Source organism: Ensifer sp. ENS10, assembly GCF_014852025.1.
GTDB lineage: Bacteria > Pseudomonadota > Alphaproteobacteria > Rhizobiales > Rhizobiaceae > Ensifer.
In genome coordinates this window covers 386,232-412,138 of the sequence record NZ_JACVAS010000004.1, presented here as the reverse complement: position 1 = coordinate 412,138, position 25,907 = coordinate 386,232, and the positions used below count along the sequence as shown (strand labels likewise).

The window sequence follows — 25,907 nt, the reverse complement described above, 5'->3', positions numbered from 1 at the left end:
CCCTTTGCGCGTGCGAGACTCGTGCCGCAGCGCGTATGCCTATGAGGCGCAGCGTCGCGCCAACAACCATGAAGCCGCCTTCGCTGGCGGCTTCCCTGATTGGAGTGCCGGTTTCATGGCCTATCTCGACCTACCCAGCCATCGGCTTCATTACCGCATCGACGGCGACCTAAGCGGCAACGCACCCTGGCTGCTCTTCTGCAATTCTCTCGGCACCGATCTCACCATGTGGGATGCCCAGATCGGGGAGCTTTCGCCGCATTTCCGCGTGCTGCGCTACGATCGCAAGGGCCATGGTCGTTCCTCGGCGCCGCCACCGCCCTATACGCTCGCTGATCTCGGCCATGACGTGCTGGCTCTTCTGGATGCGCTGGAGATCGAACGGACGCATTTCTGCGGCCTGTCGATCGGCGGCCTGACCGGGCAATGGCTCGGCGTGCACGCCGGCAAGCGCCTGGACAGGATCGTGCTCTGCGCGACGGCGGCGCGCATCGGCACGCCCGAGGGCTGGGCCGCGCGCATCGACAGCGTCAGGGCGGACGGCCTTGCGGCTTTGACCGCTTCCACAGCCGAACGCTGGTTCAGCCCGGAATTCGCAGCCAGCCATCGTGAAGCCGTCGGTCGCGTCCTCGAGAGCTTCGGCACCACCGCGACCGATGGCTATATCGGCGGCTGCACAGCGCTGGCGGGTGCGGATTTGCGAGAAGAAATCGTCAAGATCGCCAATCCCGTGCTCGCCATTTCCGGCGACGGGGATCCGGTTTGTCCGCCATCCGACCTCGAAAACATCGCCGCCCGCGTGCAGCAGGGGCGGCATCTGTCATTGCCCGGTCGCCATATCGTCAACATCGAGTCCGCGCCGGCATTCAACGCGGCGCTGCTCGAATTCCTTCACGCTTGAAGGCGGATTCACCAGCAGCGCCGCGCAGCCCATCAACGTGCCTCACTTGACTGGAACCACGAGCGGCGCGTCCTTGGTGACGATGTAGGTCGCGAGTTCCGACGCCTTGGCGGTGCCGACGTTCTTGGCCACATGGGCAACGCCAGCCGGAATGAACAGCGCCTGGCCTGCCTGAAGCGTCACCGGTGCCCGGTCCTCGAGTTGGTATTCCAGCGAACCCTCAAGCACATAGGCGATTTCTTCGCCGGGATGGGAATGCTTGATCGAGGTGGTTCCCGGGTCGATATCGACGCGGACCTGCACAGCCTCGTGTCCGGGCACGCTGATCTCGTTCTTGATCAGGTCCGTGCGCTGAATGCCCTGCATCTGCTGAGCCTCAGCCATGCGAAGCGTCGTTACGCTGCCGGCGATCAGCAGGGCGGCGGCAATGAGGCGGTGCGTTTTCATGGGGTTCTCCGTCATAGCGTTGATCGAGTGGGCGTCGTTGGAAGCATCCTGATTTCAACGGAGGTGTGTATTGGCGGTGTGTCGGCCGGGCGCGCTTTTTGTAAGCCAATGTATTTCGCGGTTGGTCTCGATGAATCCACTTGCGGTGTCGAGGTACCGTTTCTGGAAGAAGGGACGGCAAAGCGCGGTCCTGCTTGGCCGGGCGGCGATCCTGGGTGCGCATCGCCGCCAGCCTCGCGATCTCGCCAATCGCTATTCGCCAAGGCTCTGCTGCAAGGCTTCGCGCGCCAGCTTGATGATATCGGCATGGATGTCGGCGCGGGGGCGCTCGGTCGGCTCGCAGATGGGGTCGACTTCGCCGAAGGATTTCAGCGCTTCGGCGGCGCCGTCCTTGCATTCCGGCAGGAAGCTGAAGTGGTCGGCCCCGGCAACTGCGGCATAGGAGCCCTTTGGCGTCAGTGCCGCCAAAGGTTTGGAGGCGACGGCCAGGGGGATGGTCTCGGCGCTGCCGAGGTTGATGAAGTGCATCGGTATCTCGATCTTCTTCAGGCTTTTTTCGCTATAGGCCTGGGCGAGACCCGGATCGACCAGTACTGCCGCTTTGATGCGCCGGTCGAGATTCGATTGTTCGAAGCGGGCTTTGTCGATGGTGCGAAGATCGAGCTTCTCGACTGCGACCGGCGTGTCGTCGACATAGCCCTTGCCGCCGGAAAACCAGGCGCAATCCCATTTCCTGTAGCTGTCGCAATAGCGGACATAGGCATCGAGATCGGCGCGGGCGCCTGACATCTCCATGGCGGTCGAGCCTCCGAGGGAAAAACCGAGGACTGCGATCCGGTCGGCGTCGATAGCCTTGTTCCATTCACCGGTGCCGGTGAGCTTGTCGATGACGGCGGAAAGATCGGCCGTGCGCTCCCAGAGCTTCGGCGTGTTGGCGGGCGTCGAATCGCCGCTGGTCGTGCCGGGATGGTTGGGGCCGGCGACGATGAAGCCGGCCTCTGCGAGCGCGGTCGCCAGCCAGCTCATCGCTTGAACGCGGCCTCCGGAGCCGTGCGAAACGACGACCAGGGGGAACGGCCCCGGGAGGGAAGGAGCGTTTCGTGCGGCCTCTGTTCCCTTAAAGATCCGGTTGTCACCGACAAGGGTGGTTTCGCCGCCGGCCGCGGCCGGATACCAGACGGTAACAGAGAGATCTCGTCCCCGTTCGGAAGCCGGAACGCTGATTTCGCGCACGCCGACATCATTGGCATGCGAGGGGGTGGCAACGGCCAGGATGAAGACGGCGGCGGGCAAGAACTGGAAGAGGCGCATGGGCATCTCGCTTTGTTGAAAAAGACGGACGATCGTCGCTGGCGCCACGCCTCCCCGCGTCCTTGATCGCGATTCAGGTCGTCCCGAATCGCGATCTGAGCCATGACTTGCCAGGTTATCTGCCCGCCAAAGGACTCGCTCTTGATCTTTCTGCCGTTGCCGTTCGTCGTCGCCTTGCTATTGCTGATCCTGCTGGTTGTCATGCTGCGCGGCGACGAGTCCGCGAAGCGCAATCGGGCTTTTCTCGCCTTGGTGGCGCTCTGTGCCCTCCAGTCGGTGGTCGTCGGCCTCCGCTGGGGCTACGACGTTGCGGCCTTGCGATTTGCTCTGCCGGTGCTCGCAAGCTGTGTTCCGCCGCTGGTGCTCGCGAGTTTCCACAGCCTGATCCGCAGCGAGGAGCGAAACGTTCCGGGCGCTAGCTGGATTCACGCGATGCCGGCCATCGGCATCCTCATGCTCGTGCAGCTCGCGCCGAGTTACATCGACTTCGCCCTGATCGTCGAATATGTCGGATATGCGCTGGCGCTGTTGAACCTTGCCCGCACCGGCACGGATGCATTGGACGAAGCACGTTTCGAAGGCGCCGTTGCGGCGCACCGCGCTTTGGTCATTGCCGCGGTCTCGCTCTGTGTCTCGGCCCTTTTCGATCTTGTGATCATTCTGGACTTTGAATGGACCAAGGGGGCGAATATCGGCCTCATCGTCAGCAACGGGAATATGCTGGGATTGCTCTTCATCGGGCTGACCGCCATGGTCGCGGACCGTGCGCGCGCGCTTCCGGTAGCCAGCACGGTCATCGATGAAGATCCAGTTTCAGTGCCGCAGGACCGGGAGATCCTGGACCGGGTCGATCAACTACTGGTCAGCCAGAAACTGGCCCGCGACGAAAACTTGACGCTGTCGCGCCTGGCACGGCGCGCGGGCCTTCCAGCCCGGCAGATATCGACCGCCGTCAATCGGCTGGCCGGCAAGAACGTCTCGCAGTACATCAACGATTTTCGAATTGCCGAAGCCTGCCGTCTGCTGCGTGAGACCGACATGTCGGTGACCTCGGCGATGCTCGAATCCGGTTTTCAGACGAAGTCGAATTTCAATCGCGAATTCCGGCGGGTAACATCGTTCAGTCCCGGATCCTGGAGGGAGCAAAACCGGGAAGAAAAGCCTGGCCAAGAGGGCGGGGCGATCAACGCCAGAGGCTATCGCTGACAATTGCGCCCGGCCGCCGTGCGGCCGGACAGGTACGCCTCGCGGCGGCCGATAGCTACTGTTGATCCCCCGTGTTGCGGCCGACGGTGATCGAGAGATCCCTGGTCTTGCCGGTCCGCCAGACGCTCAAGCTCTTCGAGGTGCCGGGCGAGAGGTCGGCGACCATGCGCGAGAGATCGCGTGGCGACTTGATCGGGCTGCCGCCGAGGGCGGTGACGATGTCGCCAGCCTTGAGGCCTGCCCTGGCGGCGGGTGTTCCATCATTGACGCCGGCGATGAGCGCGCCTTCTGCCTGACGGAGGCCGATCGCATCGGCGATGTCAGCGGTCACCGGTTGAATTTCGACGCCGATGAAGCCGTGCTGGATCGAGCCGTCCTTCATCAACTCGGCGACGACTTTCTGCGCCTGATCCGAGGGAATGGCGAAACCGACGCCGACACTGCCGCCGTTCGGCGAATAGATGGCGGTGTTGATGCCGACCACCCGACCCGCAGCATCGACCAGCGGTCCGCCGGAATTGCCGCGATTGATTGGCGCGTCGATCTGGATGAAGTCGTCATAGGGACCGCTGTGCAGATCGCGTCCACGTGCCGAGACGATGCCGGCGGTCACCGTCGTGCCGATGCCGAACGGGTTGCCGATCGCAAGCACCTGGTCGCCGACCCGCAAGGTGTCGGAATCGCCCCAGGCAACGGTGGCAAGCGGCTTTGCGGGCTTGATCTTCAGTACGGCGAGATCGTTCTTCGGGTCGGCACCGACAAGCTTGGCGGGCACTTGCGTGCCGTCGTCAAGGGTCACCGTGATGCTCGACGCCTTGTCGATGACGTGGTTGTTGGTGACGATGTAGCCATCCGCGGCCACGACGAAGCCGGAGCCGAGCGCTTCGGCCCGTTGCGCGGGGCGCTGTTGCGGGGCCCGGTCCGGCAGCGGAATGCCCTGGTCGCGGAAGAACTGGCGGAACTGCTCGTCGAAGGGCGAGTTTTCGCCGAGTTGCGAGGTTTCGTCGTTACCAGCGTTGTCGGCCTTGATTACGGTGGTAATCGTGACCGCCGACACGATCGGAGCGAAGGAGGCGCCGGAGGCAAGCGGCACCGCAACGGCCGGGCCGGTTCCGGCGGCCGCAGCCGCGTCATGGCCAGCAAAGGCTGCCATGGACAAAGGCGCGACGATGACGGCTGCGCCGAGGAGCGCGGCAGCACGGTGCCTCATGAGAATGTTTGACATGATCTTGTTCCTTTCGCTGCCAGGTCGCCGAGAGATCTCAGGCGTGCGCCCGTTCGGAGGCGAACACGGCTCATTGCTTCGGTCAGCTTCGTGTAAGGGGGCTTGTGTTGGTTGCCGAGGGACCGGGCTCAGGGAGCGAGCCCGGCGCCGTCGGTGGCGCCCACCCGGAAGCCGGGTGGGCCGCATCTGCCTGTCGATCACGCCATCCGGGCGATATCCCGGTCGAGGTGGCGAACTTCGTTCTGCAACCGCGCATAGGATTGCGTGGGCAGCATGCCGTTGTGGGCGGCGGCGGTCTTGACCGCCTGGGCGCGCACTGCACCGTCCTCGCGTTCAAGCTTCCTGTAGTTTGCCGCAGTCAGCGTGCCCTGTTCGCGGTCGGCATTGATCCGGTGGTTGTCGACCCGGAGTTCATGCAGGACGCGGTCTAGGCGCGACGATGCCATGTGAACCGGTGCGCGGTAGACCTGCATGGCCGGGGCCGTCATGTCATCCTGGGTGAAAATGCCCTGGTAGTAATCGCCCGTGTAGGCGCCCTTGTCACTGTCGCGACCGAAGTCGTGGTGATCGGCCGCAAAGGCACCGCCGGCGAAAACGACGAGGGCGAGGGTTGCGATGGTGGTGGTCTTGAGGGGCGAGCGCATATCTGCATCTCCTTCAACGCGGGAAGCGGGAGGAGCTTCCCTGCGAGGCCGTCTCCTATTGTCGCGTCGCGGCCGAAGCGGTCGCCGGCAATATTCAGCCTCGGTTCGAAGGTAATACTCCGATGCGGGTTAGTCATGTTAATATAATGTAATATTTCTCTGACTTTTCTTCGAAGTTCAAATTATTAATTTTATGTAATAAACGCTGTCCGCGCTTTCTCCTGGAAACTATTCTACTCGCCCATGCCTCGGAAAGGGGTTTGCGGGCCCCGTGTTTGCGTGAGCGTCGGAGAAATAGCTAGGAGCCGGCGTAGTGCGCCCGAGGGCGGATAAGTTCGCCGCTCTCGACCTGTTCCATCGCATGAGCAAGCCAGCCGACGGTGCGCGCAAGCGCGAAAATGACGAGCGGCGCATCGTCAGGCAGCGCGTAGGCTGCTGCGAGGGCGGCCAGCGAAAAGTCGAGATTGGCGGGTTCGCCGAGCAACTCCTCGCCGGCTTCGGCTAAGGTGGTGTAGAGCGCCGGCACCTCGAAGCTTGCCATGATCGCCTTGGCGCGCGGATCGCCATCGGGATAGAGCCGGTGGCCAAAGGCCCTGACCACGCCCTCGGAGGAAAGCATTCCCCGGATCGCTTCGCGCACGCCGCTCGCCGCCGCCTGTTCGGCCAGCCGCGTGACGCTGAGCCAGGCGCCGCCGTGTCGAGGCCCGGTGAGAGTGGCAAGCCCCGATAGCGTGGCGGCGGAAAGCGCCGCGCCGGAGGAAGCTGTGACCCGGGCCGCGAAGGCCGAAACGTTGAGCTCGTGCTCCGCGGTCAGCACCAGGCATTTGCGGATCGGCTCCGCCGCCTCCGGCCGTCCCCAGCCCAGCGCCAGCCGCCGGTGCAGCGGCATTTGCTCTGGCGATGGCGCCATCTCCGTCGCGACGCTTGCAAGCACGTCGGCGGCTTCAGCCTTCAATATCGCCGGGCGGCGGCCGAGCGCCGGCAGGTCGCTTTCGATCCGTGCAGCCAGGCGCGCGAACGTTGCCGCCAGGCGCGATTGGCTGCCGCCATGATCGCCGGCGGGAACGGTCACTGGCTCGGATGCTTGCCAAAGCAGCGCCGCGACCTGCTCCAGCGTCGCGTCGCCGGAGAGTTCGACCGCATCGCGGCCGCGATAGAATAGCCGTCCGCCGGCAATATTGGAGATCGTCGTCTGCAGAACCGGCTCACCCCAGCGGATCGCTTCGGCGGCGACGACCGCCGCCTGCCGCCGCCCGGCATGGCGTTCGGCCAGCCGATGCACGTCGTCGGCCTGATAGAGGCTGCGGCGCGGGTCGGAAGGGTCGGGTTTGGCGCGAATGCGCCCGCGGCTGACATTGGCATAGAGCGTCTGCCGCTTGCTGCCGAGCCGGGCGAGTGCCTCTTCGGCGGTGATCCAGAGCGTCTTCATGTTGATCGATTGCATCAAGATTGACGTCAATAGATCTAGGCCGGATCATCCAAGGCGTAAAGGAGAAACTTGATGATGAAGAACGGACTTGAAGACGTCGTCGCCGCCGAAACGCAGCTCTCCCATGTCAACGGTGAGGCCGGCGAATTGATCATCCGCGGCGTCTCGCTCGATCATCTGGTCGGGCACGCGCGCTATGAAGATGTCGTCGCCCTGTTGTTCGGCGGACTGCTGGGGCCCACGCCGGATCGGGCCGAGCTTGCGAAGCGCCTCGGGCAAAAGCGGGTGGAGGTCTTCGCTCACGTCCCCGCCATCGACGATGTGTTGCTGGAACTGCCGCCAGTCGACATCATGCGTGCGTTGATCGCCCGGCTTCCGGATGGAGACGATCTCGATACGGCACTGCGCTTGCTGGCCGCCCCGGCGGTCTTCCTGCCGGCGGCGTTGCGCCTGAAGAAGGGTGAAACCCCGGTCGCGCCGACGCCGGCGCTTTCCCACTCCGCCGATATTCTCGCAATGCTTGGTGCAAGCGTGCCGAGCAAGGAAGGAGTGGCGGCGCTCGATGCCTATCTGGTGACGATTTCGGATCACGGTCTCAACGCTTCGACCTTCGCGTCGCGTGTGGTCGCGTCCACCAAAGCCGGCCTCACATCTTCGGTTCTTGCTGCGATCAGCGCGCTCAAGGGGCCGCTTCATGGCGGTGCGCCGGGACCGGTGCTCGACATGCTGGATGCGATCGGGACGCCGGAGAACGCGCGAGTCTGGCTCTCGGAGGCGCTCGACCACGGCGAACGGCTGATGGGTTTTGGCCATCGCGTCTATCGCGTCCGCGATCCCCGCGCCGACGCGCTGAAAGGCGCACTGAAGCAGCTGAGCGCCGCCGACCCGGCAAACCGCGATCGGATTCAACTGGCCGAAGCGGTCGAGCAATCGGCGCTTGCCATCCTGAAGGTGCGCAAACCGGACCGTCCGCTCGACGTCAATGTGGAGTTCTACACGGCGCTTCTGCTCGACGCTTTGAAGTTCCCGCGGGAAGCCTTCACCGGCGTGTTCGCGATCGGCCGAACCGTCGGCTGGATCGCCCACGCACGCGAACAGGCGTTGGAAGGCCGCCTTATCCGGCCGCGTTCGCTCTATGTCGGGCCGCTGCCGCAGCAGGCGGCCTGAGCGCCGGCACTCCATTGTGAGGTCTATGCCACCCGCGTATTTCGCAGGTGCTTTTGAAAGAACATCTTCAGGTCGCGGAAGTCGTTGAAGCCGAGGACGGTCGCAAAGCGAGCGACCGTCGTTGGCGAACGAACAGGCGAGCGCGATCGAACGGGCGCTGCCGAAAGCGACGAGGTCCGGCTTTGCCAGTGCTATCAGATGCCTCTACGTCGTCTCGGGCACATTGAACATCCATGTGCCGGAAGCGGAAGGCCAGGTCTGGTTCGAGCTCAATCCGCGCGACGGCTTCTACATTCCGGCGGGCTTCGATCACCAGTACTACAACATGTCGGAAGACAAGGCGGAGTTCGTTTTCGGCGTGGCGCCGGACTTCTGACCTTCCACGAAAAAGCCGGACAACATCTGTCGATATTGTCCGGCTAAAGGTATCCGGAGACGCTTTGACGTCATCTGGAACGAATGGGCGACCGTCAGGCCGCCTTCTTCGCGTCAAAGGGGATCTCGATATCGACCGCGAGCGTCGAAACCTGCGCGCCGCGTTCCATCGTCACCTTGACCTTTTCGTCGTCGATCTGCATGTGCTTGGAGATCGCCTTCAGAATTTCGTCGCGCAGCTTGGTGACGAGATCCGAATCGCCTGCGGATGCGCGCTCATGCGCCAGCAGGACCTGCAGCCGTTCGCGGGCGGCCGGTGCTGACTGGGAGCGGGAGAAGAAACCGAACAGATTCATGCCGCCTTCCTTCCGAAAATCTTGCCGAGGAAGCTGCGCTTTTCACCGGGAATGGTGATTGGCAGGGTTTCGCCCTTCAGCCGGCGCGCTGCGTCGAAATAGGCCAGCGCCGGCGCTGAGCGGTTGTCTGCCAGCGTGACCGGCGAGCCGACGTTGGATGCACGAAGCACGTCTGCGCTCTCCGGGATGATGCCCATCAGCGGGATCGACAGGATTTCGAGCACGTCGTCGACCTTCAGCATGTCGCCGCGCTCGGCGCGAAGCGGGTCGTAGCGGGTGAGCAGCAGGTGCTTTTCCATCCGCTCGCCGTTTTCGGCCTTCAACGTCTTGGAATCGAGCAGGCCGATGATGCGGTCGGAATCGCGCACCGAGGAGACTTCCGGATTGGTCACGACGATGGCGATATCGGCGTGGCGCATGGCGAGCGTCGCGCCGCGTTCGATGCCGGCGGGGCTGTCGCAGATCACCCAGTCGAAGGCGTTCTGCAGGGCGGCGATGACCTTCTCGACCCCTTCCGGCGTCAGATTGTCCTTGTCGCGGGTCTGCGAGGCCGGCAGCAGGTAAAGCGTTTCGACCCGCTTGTCGCGGATCAGCGCCTGCGAAAGCTTGGCCTCGCCCTGGATCACATTGACCAGGTCATAGACCACGCGCCGTTCCGCGCCCATGACGAGATCGAGATTGCGCAGACCGACATCGAAGTCGACGACCACGACCTTGTCGCCGTTCTGCGCAAGCGCAGCACCCAATGCGGCGCTGGACGTCGTCTTGCCGACGCCGCCTTTGCCCGATGTAACTACGACTACCTTGCCCATTCATCTCTCCAAGTATTTAAACTACGCCTTCGCCTTACGTCACGATGGTTCTGGATCGACCCAGAACCCTAAGCGGGATGCGAGCGGTGTCCGCCCGGCCATCCCCATCCCGCTCTAGCCGAGCGTTCCCGCCTTGAGCGCTTCGCCGTCGAGCCAGATTTGAACGGACTTGCCGCGCAGATGCTGCTCCATGTCGTCGGCGGTCTTGTAAAAGCCGTCGATCGCAATCAGTTCCGCTTCGAGCTTGCGGCAGAAAATCCGTGCCGAAACATTGCCGGTGGTGCCGGCCATCGCCCGGCCGCGCAGCGCGCCGTAGATGTGGATCGACCCGCCGGCGACGACTTCGGCGCCAGAAGCGACCGAGCCGATGATCGTCACGTCGCCTTCCGGGAAGAACAGCGACTGTCCGGAGCGCACCGGCTGGGTCACGACGATCGAGGGTGTTGCCTTGGCGGCAAGCGGCTCGGCCGTGATGACGGCTTCCGTTTCTGCTCCTGGCACCTCGGCCTTTTCTGCCTGCTCCGCCATCTTCGCTTCGTAGTCGGCTGCCGGGCGCCCGTCGTTCATCGCCGGCGGCAGATCGGCGCCGAGCAGCGACTGTCGCGCGCCTTCGATGCCCATGATTCGGACATTGCGTTTGCCGAGCTGATCGACGAGCTCGCGCAGTTGCGAGCGATCGATTTCGAGGCCATTGACGTCGAGCACGACGGGCCGCCGGAGGAAGAAACCGGCGGAGCGGGAAGCCAGATCGTCGAGCCGAGTGAGCCAATCCTCGAGGGGCAGCTCGGGGGTCAGCGCTAGCGCAAGGAAGGAGCGCCCCTTGAGGCGGATCGGCCGGGATTCGGTTAACACATCGTTCATCTTGGTAAATTTTCCGTTGCCTCGGTGTATCGAAGAAATGGTTAACAAATGGTTAATTCAGCAGTGCGAAGGTTAATGAGGCGGGTCCCGCGGCGGGCCTTCCGGCACTGAAAAACAAGGTAAATTGGTCGTCGGAACAAACCGATCTTTTGGCCATTGTCGCCTTGGCGATGGCGGATTTGACCGTCTGCTGCCCGCTGACGAGAGGGTGATTCATCGATCCCTTTGCATGCGATTCGCCCGGCCTCGCGAAGGGAGTTGACATTGGAGTGCTAAAATAAGAACATAACGTGAACAAATGGAGGTTTCCCATGAGCCGGACAGAAACCATGACCCATACGGAAGAAGTGATCGAACGCGCCATGGCTGCCGTTGCAGCCGCCCGGAAGAAGCGGGAACGCGAAGCCGAGTGGCGGAAGCGGACCTTCGGACGCATCGACATGACGCCGCCCCTGCCGCGGCTGAAGCGCGGCGGCGTGCAGCTTTCGCTGCGGCTCGACGGTTCGGCACGGTGATAGACATAACGACTACGCGGGACCGGTGGGCCGATACCTGGGCGCCTAGCGTAGCTCCAACGGGGGCAATCCGCCCGAAAGCCGCCGATGCCCGCGTGCGGTGATGAGCGGATCGAGACGAAGCTTCGAGAGGACTGACCATGAGGCATCGTCGAAGCATCGACCTGATGCCGCGCGAAAATGCTGCCGACTACGGCTCGACCCTGGAGCTGCTACCGGAATGGTATGTGCTCGTGGCGAAGTGCGGGAAGTGCCGGCATCAAGGGCGAATTGACCGTCGGGTGATAGCCAGCACCTACGGATGGGGCATCCACCTCAATTCCATCGGCCGAACACTCAAATGCTCGCGCTGCGGAAACAGGGAGGGGAACAAACTGCTCCTTGGCAAGTTGCCCCGCGACTAGCGCGGCAGATCGTGTGCCGTGTGGCAGAAACCCGCTGCTCACGGGTCAGTCGGCGGTTTCAAAATGGAACCATGCGAACCGGGCGTTTCTATAGAATATGGTCGCGATTATAAAGTATCTAATTGCTCTTTGTCGGAATATGTAAGGCATCGTCCGTGCTTGTTTTGATTGTGCAGGCGACTGTTAACGGAAGTTATCAAGCGTGATCCGAAAACAAGAAGGTAATATTGGAACAATTTATTATCCCTTTCGTTGAGTTTGTGATCGAACGAAAGGATGAGATCATGAAGAAGCTTGTAATCACGGCGGCTGTTGCTGCTCTACTGGCAGGCTCCGCCTTTGCTCAGGACGCCAACAAGCAAGCCGGTACGGCTGCAGGCATGGCCGGTGGTGCGGCAGCGGGTGCTGTCGTCGGCGGCCCGATCGGTGCCGGCGTCGGCGCCGTTGTGGGTGGCGCGCTCGGTGCAGCGCTGACGCCTCCGCCGCCGGAAGTGGTCACCTATGTCGAGCAGCAGCCGGCTCCACCGTCTGTCGTCATTCAGGAACGGATCGTGGTCGGTAAGCCCATCCCGTCGGCTGTCGTCCTGACGCCGATTCCGCAAAACCCGCGTTACGCCTATGCGGTCGTCAACGACCAGCGGGTGATCGTGGAACCGCAGTCGAGAACGGTGGTCCGGGTCATCAACTGACCGAGCCCAATAGTCTCTCCTCTGGGGCGGCGCTCAAGCGCCGCCTTTTTGTTGTTTCCCGTCCGGCTGTCGTCGCAGCCGCGCTCGCTTCTCTGAAAGCGGATGGATCTATGATCAGCAACACCGCACCATCGTACCGATGCAGCAGTGCTGCTAAACTCGCAGCGACAAACGCCATGATCGACTAGTGGAGGCCGGCATGGAAGTGATCGTGCATGAGAACTGGCCCGTTGAGCTATGGCGCCCCGGCGTCGAAACGCGGATGGTGATCTCCGCGGTGAGCGGCGCCTCGCAATTGTGCCTGTTCGAGCAATGGGTGGCGCCCGGCGCGGGCGCTCCGACGCATCATCATCCCGTTGAGGAAATCCTGACGGTGATCGCCGGCAAGGCCGAGATGTGGATCGAAGAGGAGCGCATCATCGTCTTGCCCGGCCGGTCTCTTATCGTGCCGCCGCTCCGCCGCCATGGCTTCACCAATATCGGCAGCGAGACGCTCCAGCTTCAAGCCATCCTTGCGGCAGCAAGCTTCGAGGCCCGGTTCGACGGTTCGGTCGAAAGCGTCAGACGCTGGTGCGGCGAGGTCGACTAGGCCGCCGGCTCCCTGGACCTAAAAGATCCCTCCTGCACCCGATGACGTCCCGGTGCATCCGTTTGCCCGGCTTCGTCTTCCGGGTATAGTTTAAAAGCCCCTCAGCACAATTTCCGACCGCAGCTTTTTCCAGATCTCGTCAAACTCGGCGAATGCCTCGGGATATCTAATATATATTTCAAATTAAATTGCCTATATTCGGAAAGTTTATTCGATATTGCTTTGCGCCATCCCTGTAATACATTCCATAATCGGGATGTATATTCGAGTCTTTGAACATATTCTTAAGTCGATCGAAGAGGATAGCGATATGGCGAAGATCGTAGGCTCGTCTGCGGGCGACGTTTTGAAGGGCACCGAGGAAAGCGACCGCATCTGGGGCCTCTTCGGCTTCGATACGATCGATGGCGGCGGCGGTGACGATTTTGTCGACGGCGGGGCGCATGACGACATGTTGACGAGTTCGAGCGGCTACGACCGGATCGACGGCGGCGACGGCAGTGACCAGATCGTTCTCACCGGGACCGGCGGTGCCGTTACCGGCGGCAGGGGTTTTGACGGTCTCGTCGTCGACTTCTCGCAAAGCGCCGAGCGGATGGTCTTCAACGGTGCCGGCGGCCATGGCTATGTCGGGGATCCGAGCGCTGTCAGCCGGCATGTCTTCTTCCACGATATCGAGTGGCTGCGCCTTCTTGCCGGCAGCGGCGACGACCGGATCACGGGGACCGCCGCGGCCGACCGGATCTCGACCGGAGCCGGCATCGACGTCGTCAATGCGGGCGCGGGAAATGACGTCATCACCAATACGGGCGGACACGACCGTCTCGATGGCGGCGATGGAAACGACCGCTTCGTTCTCGTCGGGGCGGGCAGCACCATTCTTGGTGGTGCCGGAGACGATACGCTGGTCGTCGATCTTTCGGGATCGACTGCTCCGGTCGTGTTCAACCTGGCGAATGGTCACGGCATTATCGGAGACGGGACGCAGACGGAGCGGCACCTCTTCGTCCAGCATCAGGATGTCGAGCGGGTTGTGCTGATGACGGGACGCGGAAGCGACCGTGTTACGGGTAGCGCCCTTGACGACGTCATCGAGACTGCCGGCGGCAACGATGTCGTCGAAGCCGGCGCGGGCGACGACAGGATCACCGACGGGCTCGGTGCCAACCGTCTTTTTGGCGGCGACGGCAGTGATGGGATCATCTCCACATTCTACTCCGCCGAGATCGACGGCGGTGCGGGCCAGGACTGGCTCTATATCAGCGAGATGGAGCGCACGAGCGATCTGACTATCGATTTCGCTGCTGGCAAGGCTTCAACCGGCACAGTGCTGCGCGGATTTGAGGAAGTGAGTCTCGCGCTCGGCAGCGGCAACGACCGGGTCAGCGCGGGTGATCTCAACTCTCTCGGGGTCGATGCCGGTGCCGGAAACGACCATCTCGAAGGCGGCGCCGGGCGTGACCGGTTCGATGGCGAGGACGGAAACGACTATATCGATGCGGGCGCCGGAGACGACATGATCGAGACGGGCGCTGGCGACGACGTGGCTTTTGGCGGGGACGGCCGGGATACGCTCGCCAATGATGGCGGCAGCGACGTGCTCGACGGCGGCGCTGGCGATGATTGGCTGCAGGACACCTTTCCCGGCAGCGGCACGCTTGGCGTCGCGTCTATCCTGCGCGGCGGTGCGGGTAACGACACGATCAATGCCCGTTACCTCGGTGAGGCCGATGGCGGCGACGGGCGGGATCTGTTGTACCTCAACTATGGCGGCTTGCCTGAAGCGACGGTTTTCGATGCGGCGCGCGGCATAACGCATACCGGACTGACCTTCGCCAATGTCGAATATTTCAACGTCACGTCCGGGCGCTACGACGACGTGCTGCGCGGCGCCGAAGACAACGACACCTTCTATTCGTCGAGCGGCAACGATATCCTCGACGGGCGCGGCGGAGATGACACGCTGAGCGGCGCCTCGGAAAACGACCAGCTCTTCGGCGGTGAAGGTGCGGATATCCTCGACGGCGGTTCGCAAAATGACCTCTTGAGCGGCGGCAATGGCACCGATCGGCTGACGGGTGGCAGCGGCGCCGACACGTTTCTCTGGTCGTCGGAAACCTCCGGCGAGGCCGGTCTCGATCGCGTCCTTGATTTCAACGGCAGGCTGGGCGATCGGATCGCCTTTTCCGAGGACGCCCAGGACGCCACCGGCATTCACAGCTATGCCGATTTTCTCGCTGCCGCGCACGATACGGCCGACGGCGTGTTCGTCGCCTTCAACGGTTCCGATGCCGAGGGCATTCTGATCGAGGACGTCTCGCTTTCGGTTCTCACGGAAAGCGATGTCGTCTTCGGCCTCGGTTGAGGTTTTCGCGGGGCGTCAGGTTTGCGGCGACTCGTTTTCGCCTGAGACCGCGGCCCTGTCCGCCTCCGTGGTCAGGCGCCCATCGATCAACTGAAGGCGCCGGTCCATGCGCGAGGCCATGTCGAGGTCGTGGGTGACTGCGACCACCGTCTTTCCCCGCTCGCGCACCAGCGTTTCCAGGATCCTGAAGACCTGTTCGGAGCTCTGGCTGTCGAGGCTGCCGGTCGGCTCGTCCGCAAGGATCAGCGGCGGATCGTTGGCCAGTGCGCGGGCCACGGCCACGCGCTGGCGCTGGCCGCCCGAAAGCTGGTCTGGCCGTTTGTCGATATGATCGGCAAGGCCGAGTGCTGCAAGCAGATCGCTCGCCCTTTGGCGCATCTCGTTCCGGCCAAGGCGACCGAGCCTGCGCATGGGGATCTCGACATTCTCGCGGGCAGTGAATTCCGGCAGCAGGAAATGGAACTGGAAGACGAAGCCGATGTTGGCAAGCCGCGTGGCGGCCCTTTCGTCCTCGTCCATCCGGGCCGTGTCGCGGCCGCGGATGCTGAGCGTGCCGCCGGTCGGCCGGTCGAGCAGGCCGAGCAGGTAGAGGAGCGATGACTTGCCCGAGCCTGAAGGGCCGGTGACTGCGACGAACTCCTGCTCTCCGATAACAAGAGAGATGTCCTTCACCAGGGTGACCGGCACCGTCTCCCTGAGGATGCGCGTCAGATCCCTTGTTTCGATCAGCGTGCTCATGTCGCGCCCCTGATGATGTCGACGGGATTGGCGCGGGCCGCCCGCCTTGCCGGCAGATAGCCGGCGACGGCGGCCGATCCGAGCGCGAAGGCGGCGGCGATCAGATAGTGCAGCATGCTCCAGGCGATCGGTAGCCGGGTCATCTCCTGGCCGGTCGCGGATATCTCGAAGCGGACGAGCGAGAGCGCGTAGACCATCGCGAAGCCGAGCGTCCAGCCGAGCAGCGTGCCGGCTGTGGCAATCGCCACACCTTCGATCACGAACAGGATGCGCATGTCTGCCTCGGTGAAGCCGAGCGACTTCATGATGGCGATGTCGCGCGCCTTTTCGTGCGTGATCGTCGAGATGATGTTGAAGATACCGAAGCCTGCGACCAGCATGATCGCCGCAACGACCGTGTACATGATGACGTTGCGCACGACGAGCGCCTCGAGGATCGACTCGTTCGCATCCTGCCAGGCGACCGCCTTGTAGCCGAGTTCCGCCTCGATGCGGCGCGCCACCGTGGGCGCCGCGTTCGGATCGTCGAGCTTGATGTTGATCTCGTTGATCGCGTTCGGCCGGGCCGAGAGGATCTGCGCGTTCTTCTGCAGCACATAGGCTTCGCCCTCGTCGCGCGCCGTCGTGCCAGTGTGGAAGAGACCGACGATCTTGAAGCGGCGGCTGAGCCCCTCCGAAGAGACGGCGGTGAGCGTATCGCCGAGCTTGGCGCCGAGCCGGGAGGCCATGGTATCGCCGACCACCACATTGTTGCCACCGGCGGCAAGTGCGGCGAAGCTGCCGGCCTTGAAGTCTCCGATGATCGGCGAGACGCCGGGTTCCGCCTGCGGATCGATGCCGATGACGGCAGCACCGACCTCCTGGCCGGAATAGCGAATGACGCCTTGTGCCTTGAGGGTGGCGGCAAAGCGGCCCGGGATCCAGCCATCGAGCCAGGAGAGTGCTGCGGTGGGGTTGATGATGCCGCGCCGATCGTCGCGTGGCCTGAGGCCGGAAATGGCCGCTGCGTCGAACAGGTCTTCTGCCGGTTGCCGCCGCGCCGTCCGCTGCTCGTCGGTCACCTGGACATGCGGCATGGTGTCGACGAGCTGGCGGACGAAATCGTCCTGGCCGCCCTGCATCAAAGCCGCCATGGCGATGGAGAACCCAACGCCGACCGCAACGCCCAGCATCGCGACGATCGTCTGCCGGCCGCGGCCGGAGATGTGGGTCAGTGCAAGGTCGAGGATGAGGCGCATGGCGAGCTCATGTTCCTGGCACAGGCGTGACCTTGACGCGCGTGCCATCGGCAAGGTCGGTCGGGAAGGGGGAGACGACGCGCGCGCCATCTTCCAGACCGGAGAGAACCTCGACGCCGTCGGCGCCACGTATGCCCGTTTTCAATTCGCGGATCCTGGCATGATTGCCGTCGATCACCGCAGCCTTTGTCCCCTCAAGCGCCACGGTCGGGAGGATCAAGGCACCATGCGACACCCGCACGACGATGTTGACGTCGGTCGACATGCCGATCCGAAGCGGCGTGCCGTCGGGCAGGCGGAAGCGGACGCGATAGGTCTTCGTCACCGGGTCGCCCTTGGGGGTGATGCTGTCGACCGTCGCCTCGAGTTTCTGGTTGGGGAAGGCATCCGATCGCAACAACGCGCGCTGACCGACTTCGACGCGCGGAATATCCTCTTCGTTGACGTCGGCCGTGACGATCAGCGGTTTCGGTTCCCCGACCCAGAAGAGTACCGTGCCGAGATCCGCGACTTCGCCGATCTCGCCGTCCTGCCGGAGCACCTGGCCGGCGCTCGGCGCGCGCAGCACATAGGTCGCGAGCCGCGCCTGACGGCCGGCGACAAGCGCCTCGAGCTGGCCGAGTTCGCTGCGTGCCCGGTCGACTTCCTGTTCGCTGATCGTGCTGCGTTCGGAGAGCGCCAATTTGCGCCGGTACTCCTCCTGCGCCAGCGTCAGCCGTGCCTGGAGTTCGCCGAGTGCTGCCCGTGCCTCGGTGTCGTCGAGGCGGGCGAGCACATCGCCCTTGGCGACACGTTCACCTTCGCAATTGCATTGTTCGACGATCCGTTCGGCAACCGTCGGTGTGACTTTCGCCCAGGTGCGCGGTTCCACGACGCCATCCGCATAGATGATCTCCGCCGCGTCGCCGCGCTTTGGCGCAATGATGGACACGGGAACCGGGCGAAACAGATACCAGGAAACCGCCGCGCCGATGGCGACGATAATCGCCCCTCCGATTGCAAAACGAGCCAGCTGCACGAGACGCTCCTTGAATGCTTCCAGTCCGTTCTGTATAAATAGACCGACGGTCGGTTTGTTTCAAGGATGCGTGTTACCCTTGCCATCCGGAGCGTCGTGGACCGCGCTGTGAACCCGTGCTAAGCCGCTGTTCTGGGAGTGCTTATGGTCAGAACGAAAAAATCGCCGGAAGTCCGATCGAACGAGCTGATCGATTGTGCCGAGCGGCTGTTCTTCCAGCACGGCTACGAGAACACAACGGTCAACGACGTCATCCGTGAGGCGAACGTCTCGAAGGGCGCCTTCTATCACTACTTCGTCTCCAAGGAGGCGCTGCTGGAGGCCGTCGCGACCCGGATGGCGCGGCGAAACCTAGAGGAACTCCAGCCGCTCGTCGAAGACCCGTCGCTCGACGCCGTCGGGCAGTTGAACGCGCTTTTCGCCGGCTCGCGGCGGACGAAGATCGACATGGCGCCGCAGTTGAAGAACACCTTCAACGCGCTTTTCAAGCCCGAAAACGTTGCTCTCTATCACCGCATTGATGAGGCCCTGCTGGCGGTGAGCATACCCCTGGTCGCCGAGATGCTGCGGCGCGGGCATGAGGAGGGGACGCTCGATGCGCCCGATCCGGAAGCCGCAGCCTTGATGCTGCTGCAACTGCGCGTGAGCGTCGCAAAGGTGATGTACAAGGCGCTGCAACGTTACGAGGCCGGCGATCTCGATGGCGCCGCGGCGATGCTCGATGGCTGGATGCGAACCTACGGCACCGCGATCGAGCGCTTCCTGAAGCTTCCGGATGGCTCGATCGAGGTGACCGAGCCGGGCTTCGCCCGCGCCTTCCTGGAGGCGTGAGCTGTCGCTGCGCTGCGACGTGTGCGTCTCTCAGCTCTTCTGCGCGGCACGCAAGGCGGAGGCCGGATAGCGCAGTGTCGGGTCGAAGGGGTTGAGCTTGCTGCTGATGGCGTGCGCCTCGGCCTTCAAGAGATCGGTGATGGTGCCGCTTCGCGTTTCCGTCAGGCGCGATGCCAGCGTGCCGATGCTTAAGGAAGCAACTGCGATGCCGTTGCGGTCGAGCACCGGCACGCCGAGACCGGCCATGCCCTCGATCATCTCGAAGTTCATCTGCGCGGCACCGATCCGCCTGACCTCCTCGATCTTGATGCGCAGGTCCACCTCGTCGATCGCGGCCCGGTCCATGATGCGCGGCATGTTGAACTTGATGATCGCTTCCCGCTCCTCCTCCGGCAGGTGGGCGAGAATGGCGATGCTGCCTTGGCCGATGCCGAGCGGCACCTTGCCGCCGATGTCGCCGGTAAAGGAGCGGATCGGGAAAGGGCCTTCGACCCGGTCGAGGCAGATCGCGTCGAAATTGCTGCGCACCAGCAGGAAGACGGTGTCGTTGAAGGTGGCCGAGAGCCTGAGAAGCGATGGGCGGGCGATGTCGAGAATGCCTTCGCGCCTTCGCGCCTGCGACGCGATCGAGAAGAACTCCAACGACAGACGATAGGATTTTCCTTCCGGCATCTGCTCGACGAGCCCTTCGGCGATCAGGCTCTTCAGCAGCCGGTGCGCCGACGGCTGGGTGAGATTCAGCCTGCGCGCGAGATCGATCACCCGCACACCCTCCGTCGCGTTCTCCGCGAGATCTTTCAGGATGTGGATCGCCTTGGAAAGGCTGGAGCTTCCTGCATTCTCTGATTCCGACATACGCGCAAATCTTTCAAAATTCACATGATGGGATTCCGTATATCGGATTTTTCTAACAAAATATTCCGAAATAGAAAATTGCATTTGTGTTTTTCGTCAATTTCCTGGAGTTAATTCACAAGCCTTTCCTAAGGGATGGATGCGCCACAACGTGGATAGCCGGGAGGCTATCCCGATCGCGAAATCGCGCCTTTGTCGTCGCGGTTGCGTCCGGCGGAAATCGCATCGCCTGAGATGAGGTTTGATGGTTGACGACGTGTCGTCGCCGCCGGGATCGCCGACAAGAAAAACGGGGCAGGCGATCCCTGGGGGCAGCGACCCACGGGAGAGTGAGCATGAGTTTCCTGAACCTCGAGAAGGTCTCCAAGTTCTATGGATCGGTTGCGGCCGTTCACGATTTCGATCTGGCGGTCGAAAAGGGCGAGTTCATCTCGCTGCTCGGCCCGTCCGGTTGCGGCAAGACGACGACCCTGCAGATGATCACCGGGCTCGTGCGGCCCTCCGCCGGCACCATCACCATGGGCGGGCGCGACATCACCCACCTGCCGCCGCCGCAGCGCGAACTCGGCGTCGTTTTCCAGAGCTACGCGCTTTTCCCGCACATGACCGTCGCCCAGAACGTCTCCTTCGGCTTGGAGATGCGCAAGGTCGCAAAGGCGGACCGCGACAAACGCATCAAGGAAATCCTTGCGCTCGTTCACCTCTCGGCCCTTGCCGATCGCTACCCGCGTGAGATGTCCGGCGGTCAGCGCCAGCGTGTCGCGATCGCCCGTGCGCTCGTCATCAATCCGCCGGTGCTCTTGCTCGACGAGCCGCTTTCGAACCTCGACGCGCAGCTTCGCGAAGAGATGCAGTTCGAACTGCGCCGCATCCAGCAGACCGTCGGCATCACCACGATCATGGTGACCCATGACCAGGCGGAAGCGTTGTCGATCAGCGACCGCGTCGTGGTCATGGAAAAGGGGCGCATCACCCAGGTCGACACGCCCTATGAACTCTACGAGCATCCGCGCAACGACTTCATCTCGTCCTTCGTCGGCAAGTCCAATTTTCTCCGCGCGACCGCGGCCTTCAACGGCAAGGGCGCGTCGATCAGCATCGACAACACGCCGATCCGCTTCAACACCGATCGCCGTGAACCGGACGGCAAGGTCTCGGTCTTCATCCGTCCGGAAAAGCTGCGGCTGACGGAACCGACTGAAGGCCAGATCCAGGGCAAGGTGACGATGCGCTATTTCATGGGCAGCCAATGGCTGGTCAGCGCCGAGACCCCCGCAGGCGTTCTTGCCGTTGCGGTTCCCAATCTCGGCGCGCCGCCGCCGATGGAAGGTGAAACCGTTGGGCTCGCCTGGCAGAACGCCGATTGTCGTGTGCTGGCCGGAGCGGCGAACTGATGAGCGCCGCGACTTCCGCCATCAAGCCGCGCCTGCTCGCGCCGCTGGCGCGGCCGACGACCTTGTTCTTCATTGGGCTCGTCCTCTTGCCGCTGCTGCTGACCGTCATTCTCTCGTTCAACAGCTACGACTATACCGCCGGCATAAAGAGCGACTTCACCTTCGCCAATTACCTGACGGTGCTGCAGGACGAGTATTATCTTTCGACCTTCTGGCGCACGCTGCGGCTGGCGCTGTTGACAACCGTCATCACCGTGCTGATCGGCGTGCCGGAGGCCTATGTTCTCTCGAACATGCGCAAGCCCTGGCGGTCGATATTCCTCCTGGTGATCATCGGTCCGCTGCTCGTTTCCGTGGTGGTGCGCACCTTCGGCTGGAGCATGCTGCTCGGCAAGAACGGCTTCGTGAACAGCGCACTCGCCATCGTCGGCCTCGACCCGGTCCAGCTTCTCTACACCGAGACGGCGATCGTCATCGGCCTCGTGCACATCATGCTGCCGTTCATGGTGATCCCGGTCTGGACGGTTCTGCAGAAACTCGACCCGACGGTCGAGGCGGCAGCGCTCACCCTCGGCGCCTCGCGCTTCACCGCCCTTCGCCGCATCGTCTTCCCGCAGGCGGCACTCGGCATCCTCTCGGGCAGCCTGATCGTCTTTGCGCTGTCGGCAAGTTCCTTTGCCATCCCGGGCCTGCTTGGCGGCCGGCGGCTGAAAATGGCGGCGACGCTCGTCTACGACGAGTTCCTGATCGAGCTCAACTGGCCGCTCGGCGCGACCATCGCGATCATCGTCCTCGTCGCCAATCTCGTGATCATGCTTGCCTATAACCGCCTCATCGAGCGGCAGGCGAAGCGCAAGCTGGGTTGAAGCCATGCAGAGAAACGGACCCATTGCTCTTGTTTTCCACAGCCTCGTCGTCGTCTTCATGCTGGCGCCGATGGTGGTCGTCTGCCTGGTCGCCTTTACGCCGGAGAACACGCTGACGATGCCCTGGAACGGGCTTTCGCTGCGCTGGTTCGAGGCGGTCTTCCATCACGCCGATTTCATGTCGTCCTTCGGCAACAGCGTCCGGCTGGCGCTGCTTTCGGCGACCATCTCCACCGTGTTTGCAGTGCCGGCGGCGCTGGCAATCACCCGCTACGAGTTCCGCGGCCGCGAGGCGCTGAACGCGCTGTTCCTGTCGCCGCTGATCATCCCGCACCTGGTTCTCGGCGTTGCCTTCCTGCGTCTCTTCTCGCTGATGGGCATGGGCGGATCCTTCGGCTGGCTGGTCGCTACCCATGCGATCGTCGTCACCCCCTATACGTTGCGGCTGATCCTCGCGTCGCTGACCAGCATGGACCGCAATGCCGAGAATGCGGCGCGCACGCTGGGTGCCGCCGAATGGACGGTGTTTCGCCGGATCACCATGCCGCTCATGCTGCCGGGCATCAGCGGCGGCTGGCTGCTGGCCTTCATCAACAGCTTCGATGAACTGACCATGTCGATCTTCGTGACATCGCCGTCGACGGTCACCTTGCCGGTGCGCATGTACATGTATGCCAGCGAATCCATCGACCCGATGATGGCGGCGGTTTCGACGCTGATGATCGCGCTTGCCACCGTCACCATGATCATTCTCGATCGCCTGTTCGGTCTCGACCGGCTGCTGGTGGGCAAGGGCTGAGATCCGATGTCGATGCATGCACAATTCCGGCGGCGCTACCGCCTGGACGAGACACCTGTGCCCTTCACGCTGAATGGCGTGCTCGAAACCGGTCGCCGCGGCGACACGGTGCTGACGGCGATCCTCTCCGTCAGTGGCCGTCTGCGTCAGAGCGAATTCACCGGCGAGGACCGGGCCGGTTTCTGCCTGATCGGCGCCTGCCAGGATTGCTACGTGATGTTGGCGAATGGCAGCCGCGTCAGGGCCTGCAGCACGGCGCTGCTGCCGGGCATGGCCTTCATCACCGATCTCGACGCCATGGCGGGGGCCGCTCATGAGTGAGCCGTTGCAGCCGGTTATCGTCGGTGCAGGCCCCGCTGGCATTCGTGCTGCCGAGCGCCTCGTCCGCGCCGGCCTCAGGCCGATCGTGCTCGACGAAGGCCAGCGCGCCGGCGGGCAGATCTATCGCCGCCCGCTGATCGAGGACGGACGATCCTACCGGAGCCGCTATGGTTCGGAAGCCGGCAAAGCACAAAGGCTGCATGAGACCTTCGAGGCGCTGCTGCCCGAAATTGACTACCAGCCCGAAACGCTCGTCTGGAATATCTCCGCCCCCAAGCGCGGCAATCAGCTCGATATTCTTTCATCAGGCGTTCATAGGCAGATCGGCTTTTCGCAACTGATCCTTTGCACCGGCGCGACCGATCGCGTGCTGCCGTTCCCAGGGTGGACGACGCCAGGTGTCTATACGCTTGGCGCCTCGCAGACAGTGCTGAAGGCGCAAGGGTGCACGATCGGCGACCGCGTCGTCTTCATGGGGTCCGGGCCGCTGCTCTATCTCGTTGCCTGGCAATACATGAAGGCCGGCGCGCGCGTCGAAGCCGTTCTCGATACCGCACCCGTCACATCGAAGCGGCACCTGCTGTCGCTTGCCGTGCACGCGCCACGCATCGTCGCGCTCGGTCTCTTCTACGGGCTGCAGCTCCAGCTCGCCGGCGTGAGGATCCGTTGTGGCGTGCGGCCCGAGGCGGTTCTCGGCAAGGGCCAAGTCGAGGGTCTGCGTTTCCGCCGGCGGACGCTCAAGGGCGATGTCGTCGAGACGATTGCCTGCGACGCGCTCGCCTACGGCTTCGCGCTCCGGCCGGAAACCCAGCTTGCCGATCTTGCCGGCTGCCGCTTCCGCTTCAACGAGCGCGACCGCGTCTGGCTGCCGGAGCGCGACACCATGGGGCGCACGAGCCGGCCGGACGTCTATGTCGCCGGCGACGGCAGCGGCATTGCCGGTGCGGATGCAGCGGAAATCTCTGGCGAGCTCGCGGCTGCCGCCCTGCTTCAGGACATGGGTCAAAGGTCGGCGGATACGACCCGCCTGATGGAGGCACGTGACGCGATCCTTCGCCAGCGCGACATCCTCGAACGCGCCTTTCCCTTCCCGGACGACTGGATCGAGACCGTACCGGATGAGACGATGCTCTGCCGTTGCGAGGAGATCACCATCGCCGAAGGGCGCCGCGCCATCGCGAATGGGTCCGTCACCGAGATCAATCGACTGAAGGCGTTGAGCCGCGTTGGCATGGGCCGTTGCCAGGGGCGGATGTGCTCTGCTGCTGCGGCCGAGCTCCTGAGCGCCGCATGCGGCACCTCTGCCGGCGCGGTCGGCCGTCTGCGCGCCCAGGCGCCGGTCAAGCCGATCCCGCTCGGTTTCGGCGCTAGTGCCGGAACGGAGACCCGCTCATGAGCCGGCGCGTCTCCGTCGACGTCGCGATCATCGGCGGCGGGCTGGTCGGCAGCTCCGCAGCGCTTGCCATGCGCAAGGCCGGGCTCTCCGTTACGCTGCTCGACAAAGGCCATTGCGGCGCCCAGGCGAGCGGGGTGAACTTTGGCGGCGTACGCCGGCAGGGCCGCCCTCCGGAGCAATTGCCGCTTTCGCAGCGGTCGCACCGCATCTGGCCGCAGCTGAAGGCGATCATCGGCATCGATGCCGAATATGTCCGCTCCGGGCACCTCAAGCTTGCCCGCACGGAGAAGGATTTCGCCAAGCTCGAGGCCTATGCCGAGACAACAAGGGATTACGGTCTCGGGCTTGAGCTCGTCGCCGGAGCAGCGCTGACTGAGCGGTATCCCTGGCTCTCGGCGAAGGCGGTCGGCGCGTCCCTCTGCCCTGAGGACGGCCATGCCAATCCGCGTCTGGTCGCGCCTGCGTTTGCGCGGGCAGCCGAGCGGGCAGGTGTCACCGTATTGGAGCAGACGCCCGTGCGCGAGGTTACTGCGACGGGCAACGGCTTTGTCATCCTTGCCGGTGACGGCATCGAGATCCGCTGCCGGCAACTGGTCAACAGCGCGGGCGCCTGGTCCGATCGCTTTGCCGCCCAATTCGGCGAGGTGGTGCCGCTGACGCGGATCTATCCGTCGATGGTGGTCACTGAACCGTTGCCGTTGTGTCTGCCTGTCAGCATGGGCGAGCAGGGCGGCAGCTTCTATGGCCGGCAGGTGGCCCGTGGCAATTACGTCATGGGCGGCGGCCGCGGCCTGCCACTGGGCGATCCGGACTATTCGCGCCCGTCGGTGACTGCTGCTTCCTCGGTCATGCAGCGCGCCATCGCGCTCTTTCCGCATCTGGCGCACGCCCAGGTCATCCGTTTCTGGTCCGGAACCGAGGCCGAGATGCCCGACGGCAACCCGGTGATCGGCCCGAGCGAAACGACATCAGGCCTCTTCCACGCCTTCGGCTTCTGCGGCGCTGGGTTCCAGACCGCGCCCGCCGTCGGCGAGGTGCTCGCAGAGCTCGTCACCGAGGGCCGCAGCACCACGCCCATCGACGCCTTTTCCATTGGCCGCTTCCGCAAGGTGGCGGTCGAAACTGCAGCCTTGTTGTAAACAGAAAGGGGAATAC

Annotated in this window: 26 protein-coding genes and 1 pseudogene; 15 read left to right on the top strand and 12 right to left on the bottom strand. The window is 63.5% G+C overall.

Annotated features, from left to right (window positions below; translation table 11 throughout):
* Positions 1 to 115: 115 nt before the first annotated feature.
* Positions 116 to 901, top strand: a complete 786-nt coding sequence (pcaD, locus tag IB265_RS17715; protein WP_057252118.1) for a 3-oxoadipate enol-lactonase — start codon at positions 116 to 118, stop codon at positions 899 to 901.
* 42 nt (positions 902 to 943) lie between these two features.
* Here the strand turns inward: pcaD and IB265_RS17710 are convergent, their stop codons facing one another.
* Both IB265_RS17710 and IB265_RS17705 read right to left on the bottom strand, forming a co-directional pair.
* Positions 944 to 1,348: a cupin domain-containing protein gene (locus tag IB265_RS17710; RefSeq protein WP_057251961.1), complete on the bottom strand. Its 405-nt coding sequence runs from the start codon at positions 1,346 to 1,348 to the stop codon at positions 944 to 946.
* A 252-nt stretch (positions 1,349 to 1,600) separates the two neighbouring features.
* Positions 1,601 to 2,659, bottom strand: a complete 1,059-nt coding sequence (locus IB265_RS17705; protein ID WP_057251960.1) for an alpha/beta fold hydrolase — start codon at positions 2,657 to 2,659, stop codon at positions 1,601 to 1,603.
* A gap of 156 nt (positions 2,660 to 2,815) precedes the next feature.
* Between IB265_RS17705 and IB265_RS17700 the strand changes: the two genes are divergently transcribed.
* Entirely contained in the window at positions 2,816 to 3,865 is a 1,050-nt protein-coding gene (locus IB265_RS17700; RefSeq protein WP_309140374.1) for an AraC family transcriptional regulator, read from the top strand.
* Positions 3,866 to 3,923: 58 nt separating this feature from the next.
* Here the strand turns inward: IB265_RS17700 and IB265_RS17695 are convergent.
* The 3 genes and pseudogenes from IB265_RS17695 to IB265_RS17685 all read right to left on the bottom strand — a co-directional run.
* Positions 3,924 to 5,090 (bottom strand): annotated as a pseudogene (locus IB265_RS17695) (Do family serine endopeptidase); the annotation flags it as partial.
* Positions 5,091 to 5,287: 197 nt separating this feature from the next.
* Positions 5,288 to 5,734, bottom strand: coding sequence for a hypothetical protein (locus tag IB265_RS17690; RefSeq protein WP_057251958.1), 447 nt, complete (start codon positions 5,732 to 5,734; stop codon positions 5,288 to 5,290).
* A gap of 298 nt (positions 5,735 to 6,032) precedes the next feature.
* Positions 6,033 to 7,178: a citrate synthase gene (locus tag IB265_RS17685; protein WP_244495655.1), complete on the bottom strand. Its 1,146-nt coding sequence runs from the start codon at positions 7,176 to 7,178 to the stop codon at positions 6,033 to 6,035.
* A 60-nt stretch (positions 7,179 to 7,238) separates the two neighbouring features.
* Between IB265_RS17685 and IB265_RS17680 the strand changes: the two genes are divergently transcribed.
* Positions 7,239 to 8,330: a citrate synthase/methylcitrate synthase gene (locus IB265_RS17680; protein WP_057252115.1), complete on the top strand. Its 1,092-nt coding sequence runs from the start codon at positions 7,239 to 7,241 to the stop codon at positions 8,328 to 8,330.
* 121 nt (positions 8,331 to 8,451) lie between these two features.
* On the top strand, positions 8,452 to 8,706 hold the full coding sequence (locus IB265_RS17675) for a cupin domain-containing protein (RefSeq protein ID WP_057251957.1): 255 nt from the start codon (positions 8,452 to 8,454) through the stop codon (positions 8,704 to 8,706).
* A gap of 94 nt (positions 8,707 to 8,800) precedes the next feature.
* Here IB265_RS17675 and minE read toward each other — a convergent pair whose 3' ends face one another.
* From minE to minC, 3 genes are all read right to left on the bottom strand, one after another.
* A complete protein-coding gene (gene minE, locus IB265_RS17670; RefSeq protein WP_057251956.1) occupies positions 8,801 to 9,061 on the bottom strand; it encodes a cell division topological specificity factor MinE in 261 nt (86 codons plus the stop codon).
* Entirely contained in the window at positions 9,058 to 9,873 is an 816-nt protein-coding gene (gene minD, locus IB265_RS17665) for a septum site-determining protein MinD (protein WP_057251955.1), read from the bottom strand. Before minD ends, minE begins: the two co-directional genes overlap by 4 nt.
* A gap of 114 nt (positions 9,874 to 9,987) precedes the next feature.
* The gene (gene minC / locus IB265_RS17660) at positions 9,988 to 10,734 is read right to left on the bottom strand and encodes a septum site-determining protein MinC (protein ID WP_057251954.1); all 747 of its coding nucleotides are present in this window, start codon (positions 10,732 to 10,734) and stop codon (positions 9,988 to 9,990) included.
* A 329-nt stretch (positions 10,735 to 11,063) separates the two neighbouring features.
* On the opposite strand from minC, the gene IB265_RS17655 reads away from it, so the two are divergent.
* The 4 genes from IB265_RS17655 (at position 11,064) to IB265_RS17640 (ending at position 15,296) form a co-directional block, all read left to right on the top strand.
* A complete protein-coding gene (locus IB265_RS17655; RefSeq protein WP_057252114.1) occupies positions 11,064 to 11,249 on the top strand; it encodes a hypothetical protein in 186 nt (61 codons plus the stop codon).
* Between the two features lie 688 nt (positions 11,250 to 11,937).
* The gene (locus IB265_RS17650) at positions 11,938 to 12,342 is read left to right on the top strand and encodes a DUF1236 domain-containing protein (protein WP_057252113.1); all 405 of its coding nucleotides are present in this window, start codon (positions 11,938 to 11,940) and stop codon (positions 12,340 to 12,342) included.
* 199 nt (positions 12,343 to 12,541) lie between these two features.
* Positions 12,542 to 12,931, top strand: coding sequence for a cupin domain-containing protein (locus tag IB265_RS17645; RefSeq protein ID WP_057251952.1), 390 nt, complete (start codon positions 12,542 to 12,544; stop codon positions 12,929 to 12,931).
* Positions 12,932 to 13,241: 310 nt separating this feature from the next.
* Positions 13,242 to 15,296, top strand: a complete 2,055-nt coding sequence (locus tag IB265_RS17640) for a calcium-binding protein (RefSeq protein ID WP_057251951.1) — start codon at positions 13,242 to 13,244, stop codon at positions 15,294 to 15,296.
* 15 nt (positions 15,297 to 15,311) lie between these two features.
* Here IB265_RS17640 and IB265_RS17635 read toward each other — a convergent pair whose 3' ends face one another.
* From IB265_RS17635 to IB265_RS17625, 3 genes are read right to left on the bottom strand one after another with little or no spacing between them, the layout of a single operon-like run.
* On the bottom strand, positions 15,312 to 16,034 hold the full coding sequence (locus IB265_RS17635) for an ABC transporter ATP-binding protein (RefSeq protein ID WP_057251950.1): 723 nt from the start codon (positions 16,032 to 16,034) through the stop codon (positions 15,312 to 15,314).
* The gene (locus IB265_RS17630; protein WP_057251949.1) at positions 16,031 to 17,272 is read right to left on the bottom strand and encodes an ABC transporter permease; all 1,242 of its coding nucleotides are present in this window, start codon (positions 17,270 to 17,272) and stop codon (positions 16,031 to 16,033) included. Before IB265_RS17630 ends, IB265_RS17635 begins: the two co-directional genes overlap by 4 nt.
* A gap of 7 nt (positions 17,273 to 17,279) precedes the next feature.
* Positions 17,280 to 18,290, bottom strand: coding sequence for an efflux RND transporter periplasmic adaptor subunit (locus tag IB265_RS17625; protein ID WP_057251948.1), 1,011 nt, complete (start codon positions 18,288 to 18,290; stop codon positions 17,280 to 17,282).
* Positions 18,291 to 18,434: 144 nt separating this feature from the next.
* Between IB265_RS17625 and IB265_RS17620 the strand changes: the two genes are divergently transcribed.
* A complete protein-coding gene (locus IB265_RS17620) occupies positions 18,435 to 19,121 on the top strand; it encodes a TetR/AcrR family transcriptional regulator (protein WP_057251947.1) in 687 nt (228 codons plus the stop codon).
* A 30-nt stretch (positions 19,122 to 19,151) separates the two neighbouring features.
* Here IB265_RS17620 and IB265_RS17615 read toward each other — a convergent pair whose 3' ends face one another.
* Positions 19,152 to 19,976 carry an IclR family transcriptional regulator gene (locus IB265_RS17615; RefSeq protein WP_057251946.1) on the bottom strand — a complete coding sequence of 275 codons (825 nt, stop codon included), beginning with the start codon at positions 19,974 to 19,976 and terminating at the stop codon, positions 19,152 to 19,154.
* A 335-nt stretch (positions 19,977 to 20,311) separates the two neighbouring features.
* On the opposite strand from IB265_RS17615, the gene IB265_RS17610 reads away from it, so the two are divergent.
* From IB265_RS17610 to IB265_RS17585, 6 genes are read left to right on the top strand one after another with little or no spacing between them, the layout of a single operon-like run.
* Entirely contained in the window at positions 20,312 to 21,370 is a 1,059-nt protein-coding gene (locus IB265_RS17610) for an ABC transporter ATP-binding protein (protein WP_057251945.1), read from the top strand.
* Positions 21,370 to 22,236, top strand: a complete 867-nt coding sequence (locus IB265_RS17605) for an ABC transporter permease (protein WP_192494934.1) — start codon at positions 21,370 to 21,372, stop codon at positions 22,234 to 22,236. Before IB265_RS17610 ends, IB265_RS17605 begins: the two co-directional genes overlap by 1 nt.
* Before the next feature lie 4 nt (positions 22,237 to 22,240).
* Positions 22,241 to 23,035: an ABC transporter permease gene (locus tag IB265_RS17600; protein WP_057251943.1), complete on the top strand. Its 795-nt coding sequence runs from the start codon at positions 22,241 to 22,243 to the stop codon at positions 23,033 to 23,035.
* Between the two features lie 6 nt (positions 23,036 to 23,041).
* A complete protein-coding gene (locus tag IB265_RS17595; protein WP_057251942.1) occupies positions 23,042 to 23,356 on the top strand; it encodes a (2Fe-2S)-binding protein in 315 nt (104 codons plus the stop codon).
* Positions 23,349 to 24,752 carry an NAD(P)/FAD-dependent oxidoreductase gene (locus tag IB265_RS17590; RefSeq protein ID WP_057251941.1) on the top strand — a complete coding sequence of 468 codons (1,404 nt, stop codon included), beginning with the start codon at positions 23,349 to 23,351 and terminating at the stop codon, positions 24,750 to 24,752. The genes IB265_RS17595 and IB265_RS17590 overlap by 8 nt, the downstream gene beginning before the upstream one ends.
* Positions 24,749 to 25,891 carry an FAD-binding oxidoreductase gene (locus IB265_RS17585; RefSeq protein ID WP_057251940.1) on the top strand — a complete coding sequence of 381 codons (1,143 nt, stop codon included), beginning with the start codon at positions 24,749 to 24,751 and terminating at the stop codon, positions 25,889 to 25,891. Before IB265_RS17590 ends, IB265_RS17585 begins: the two co-directional genes overlap by 4 nt.
* The last annotated feature ends 16 nt before the right edge of the window (positions 25,892 to 25,907 follow it).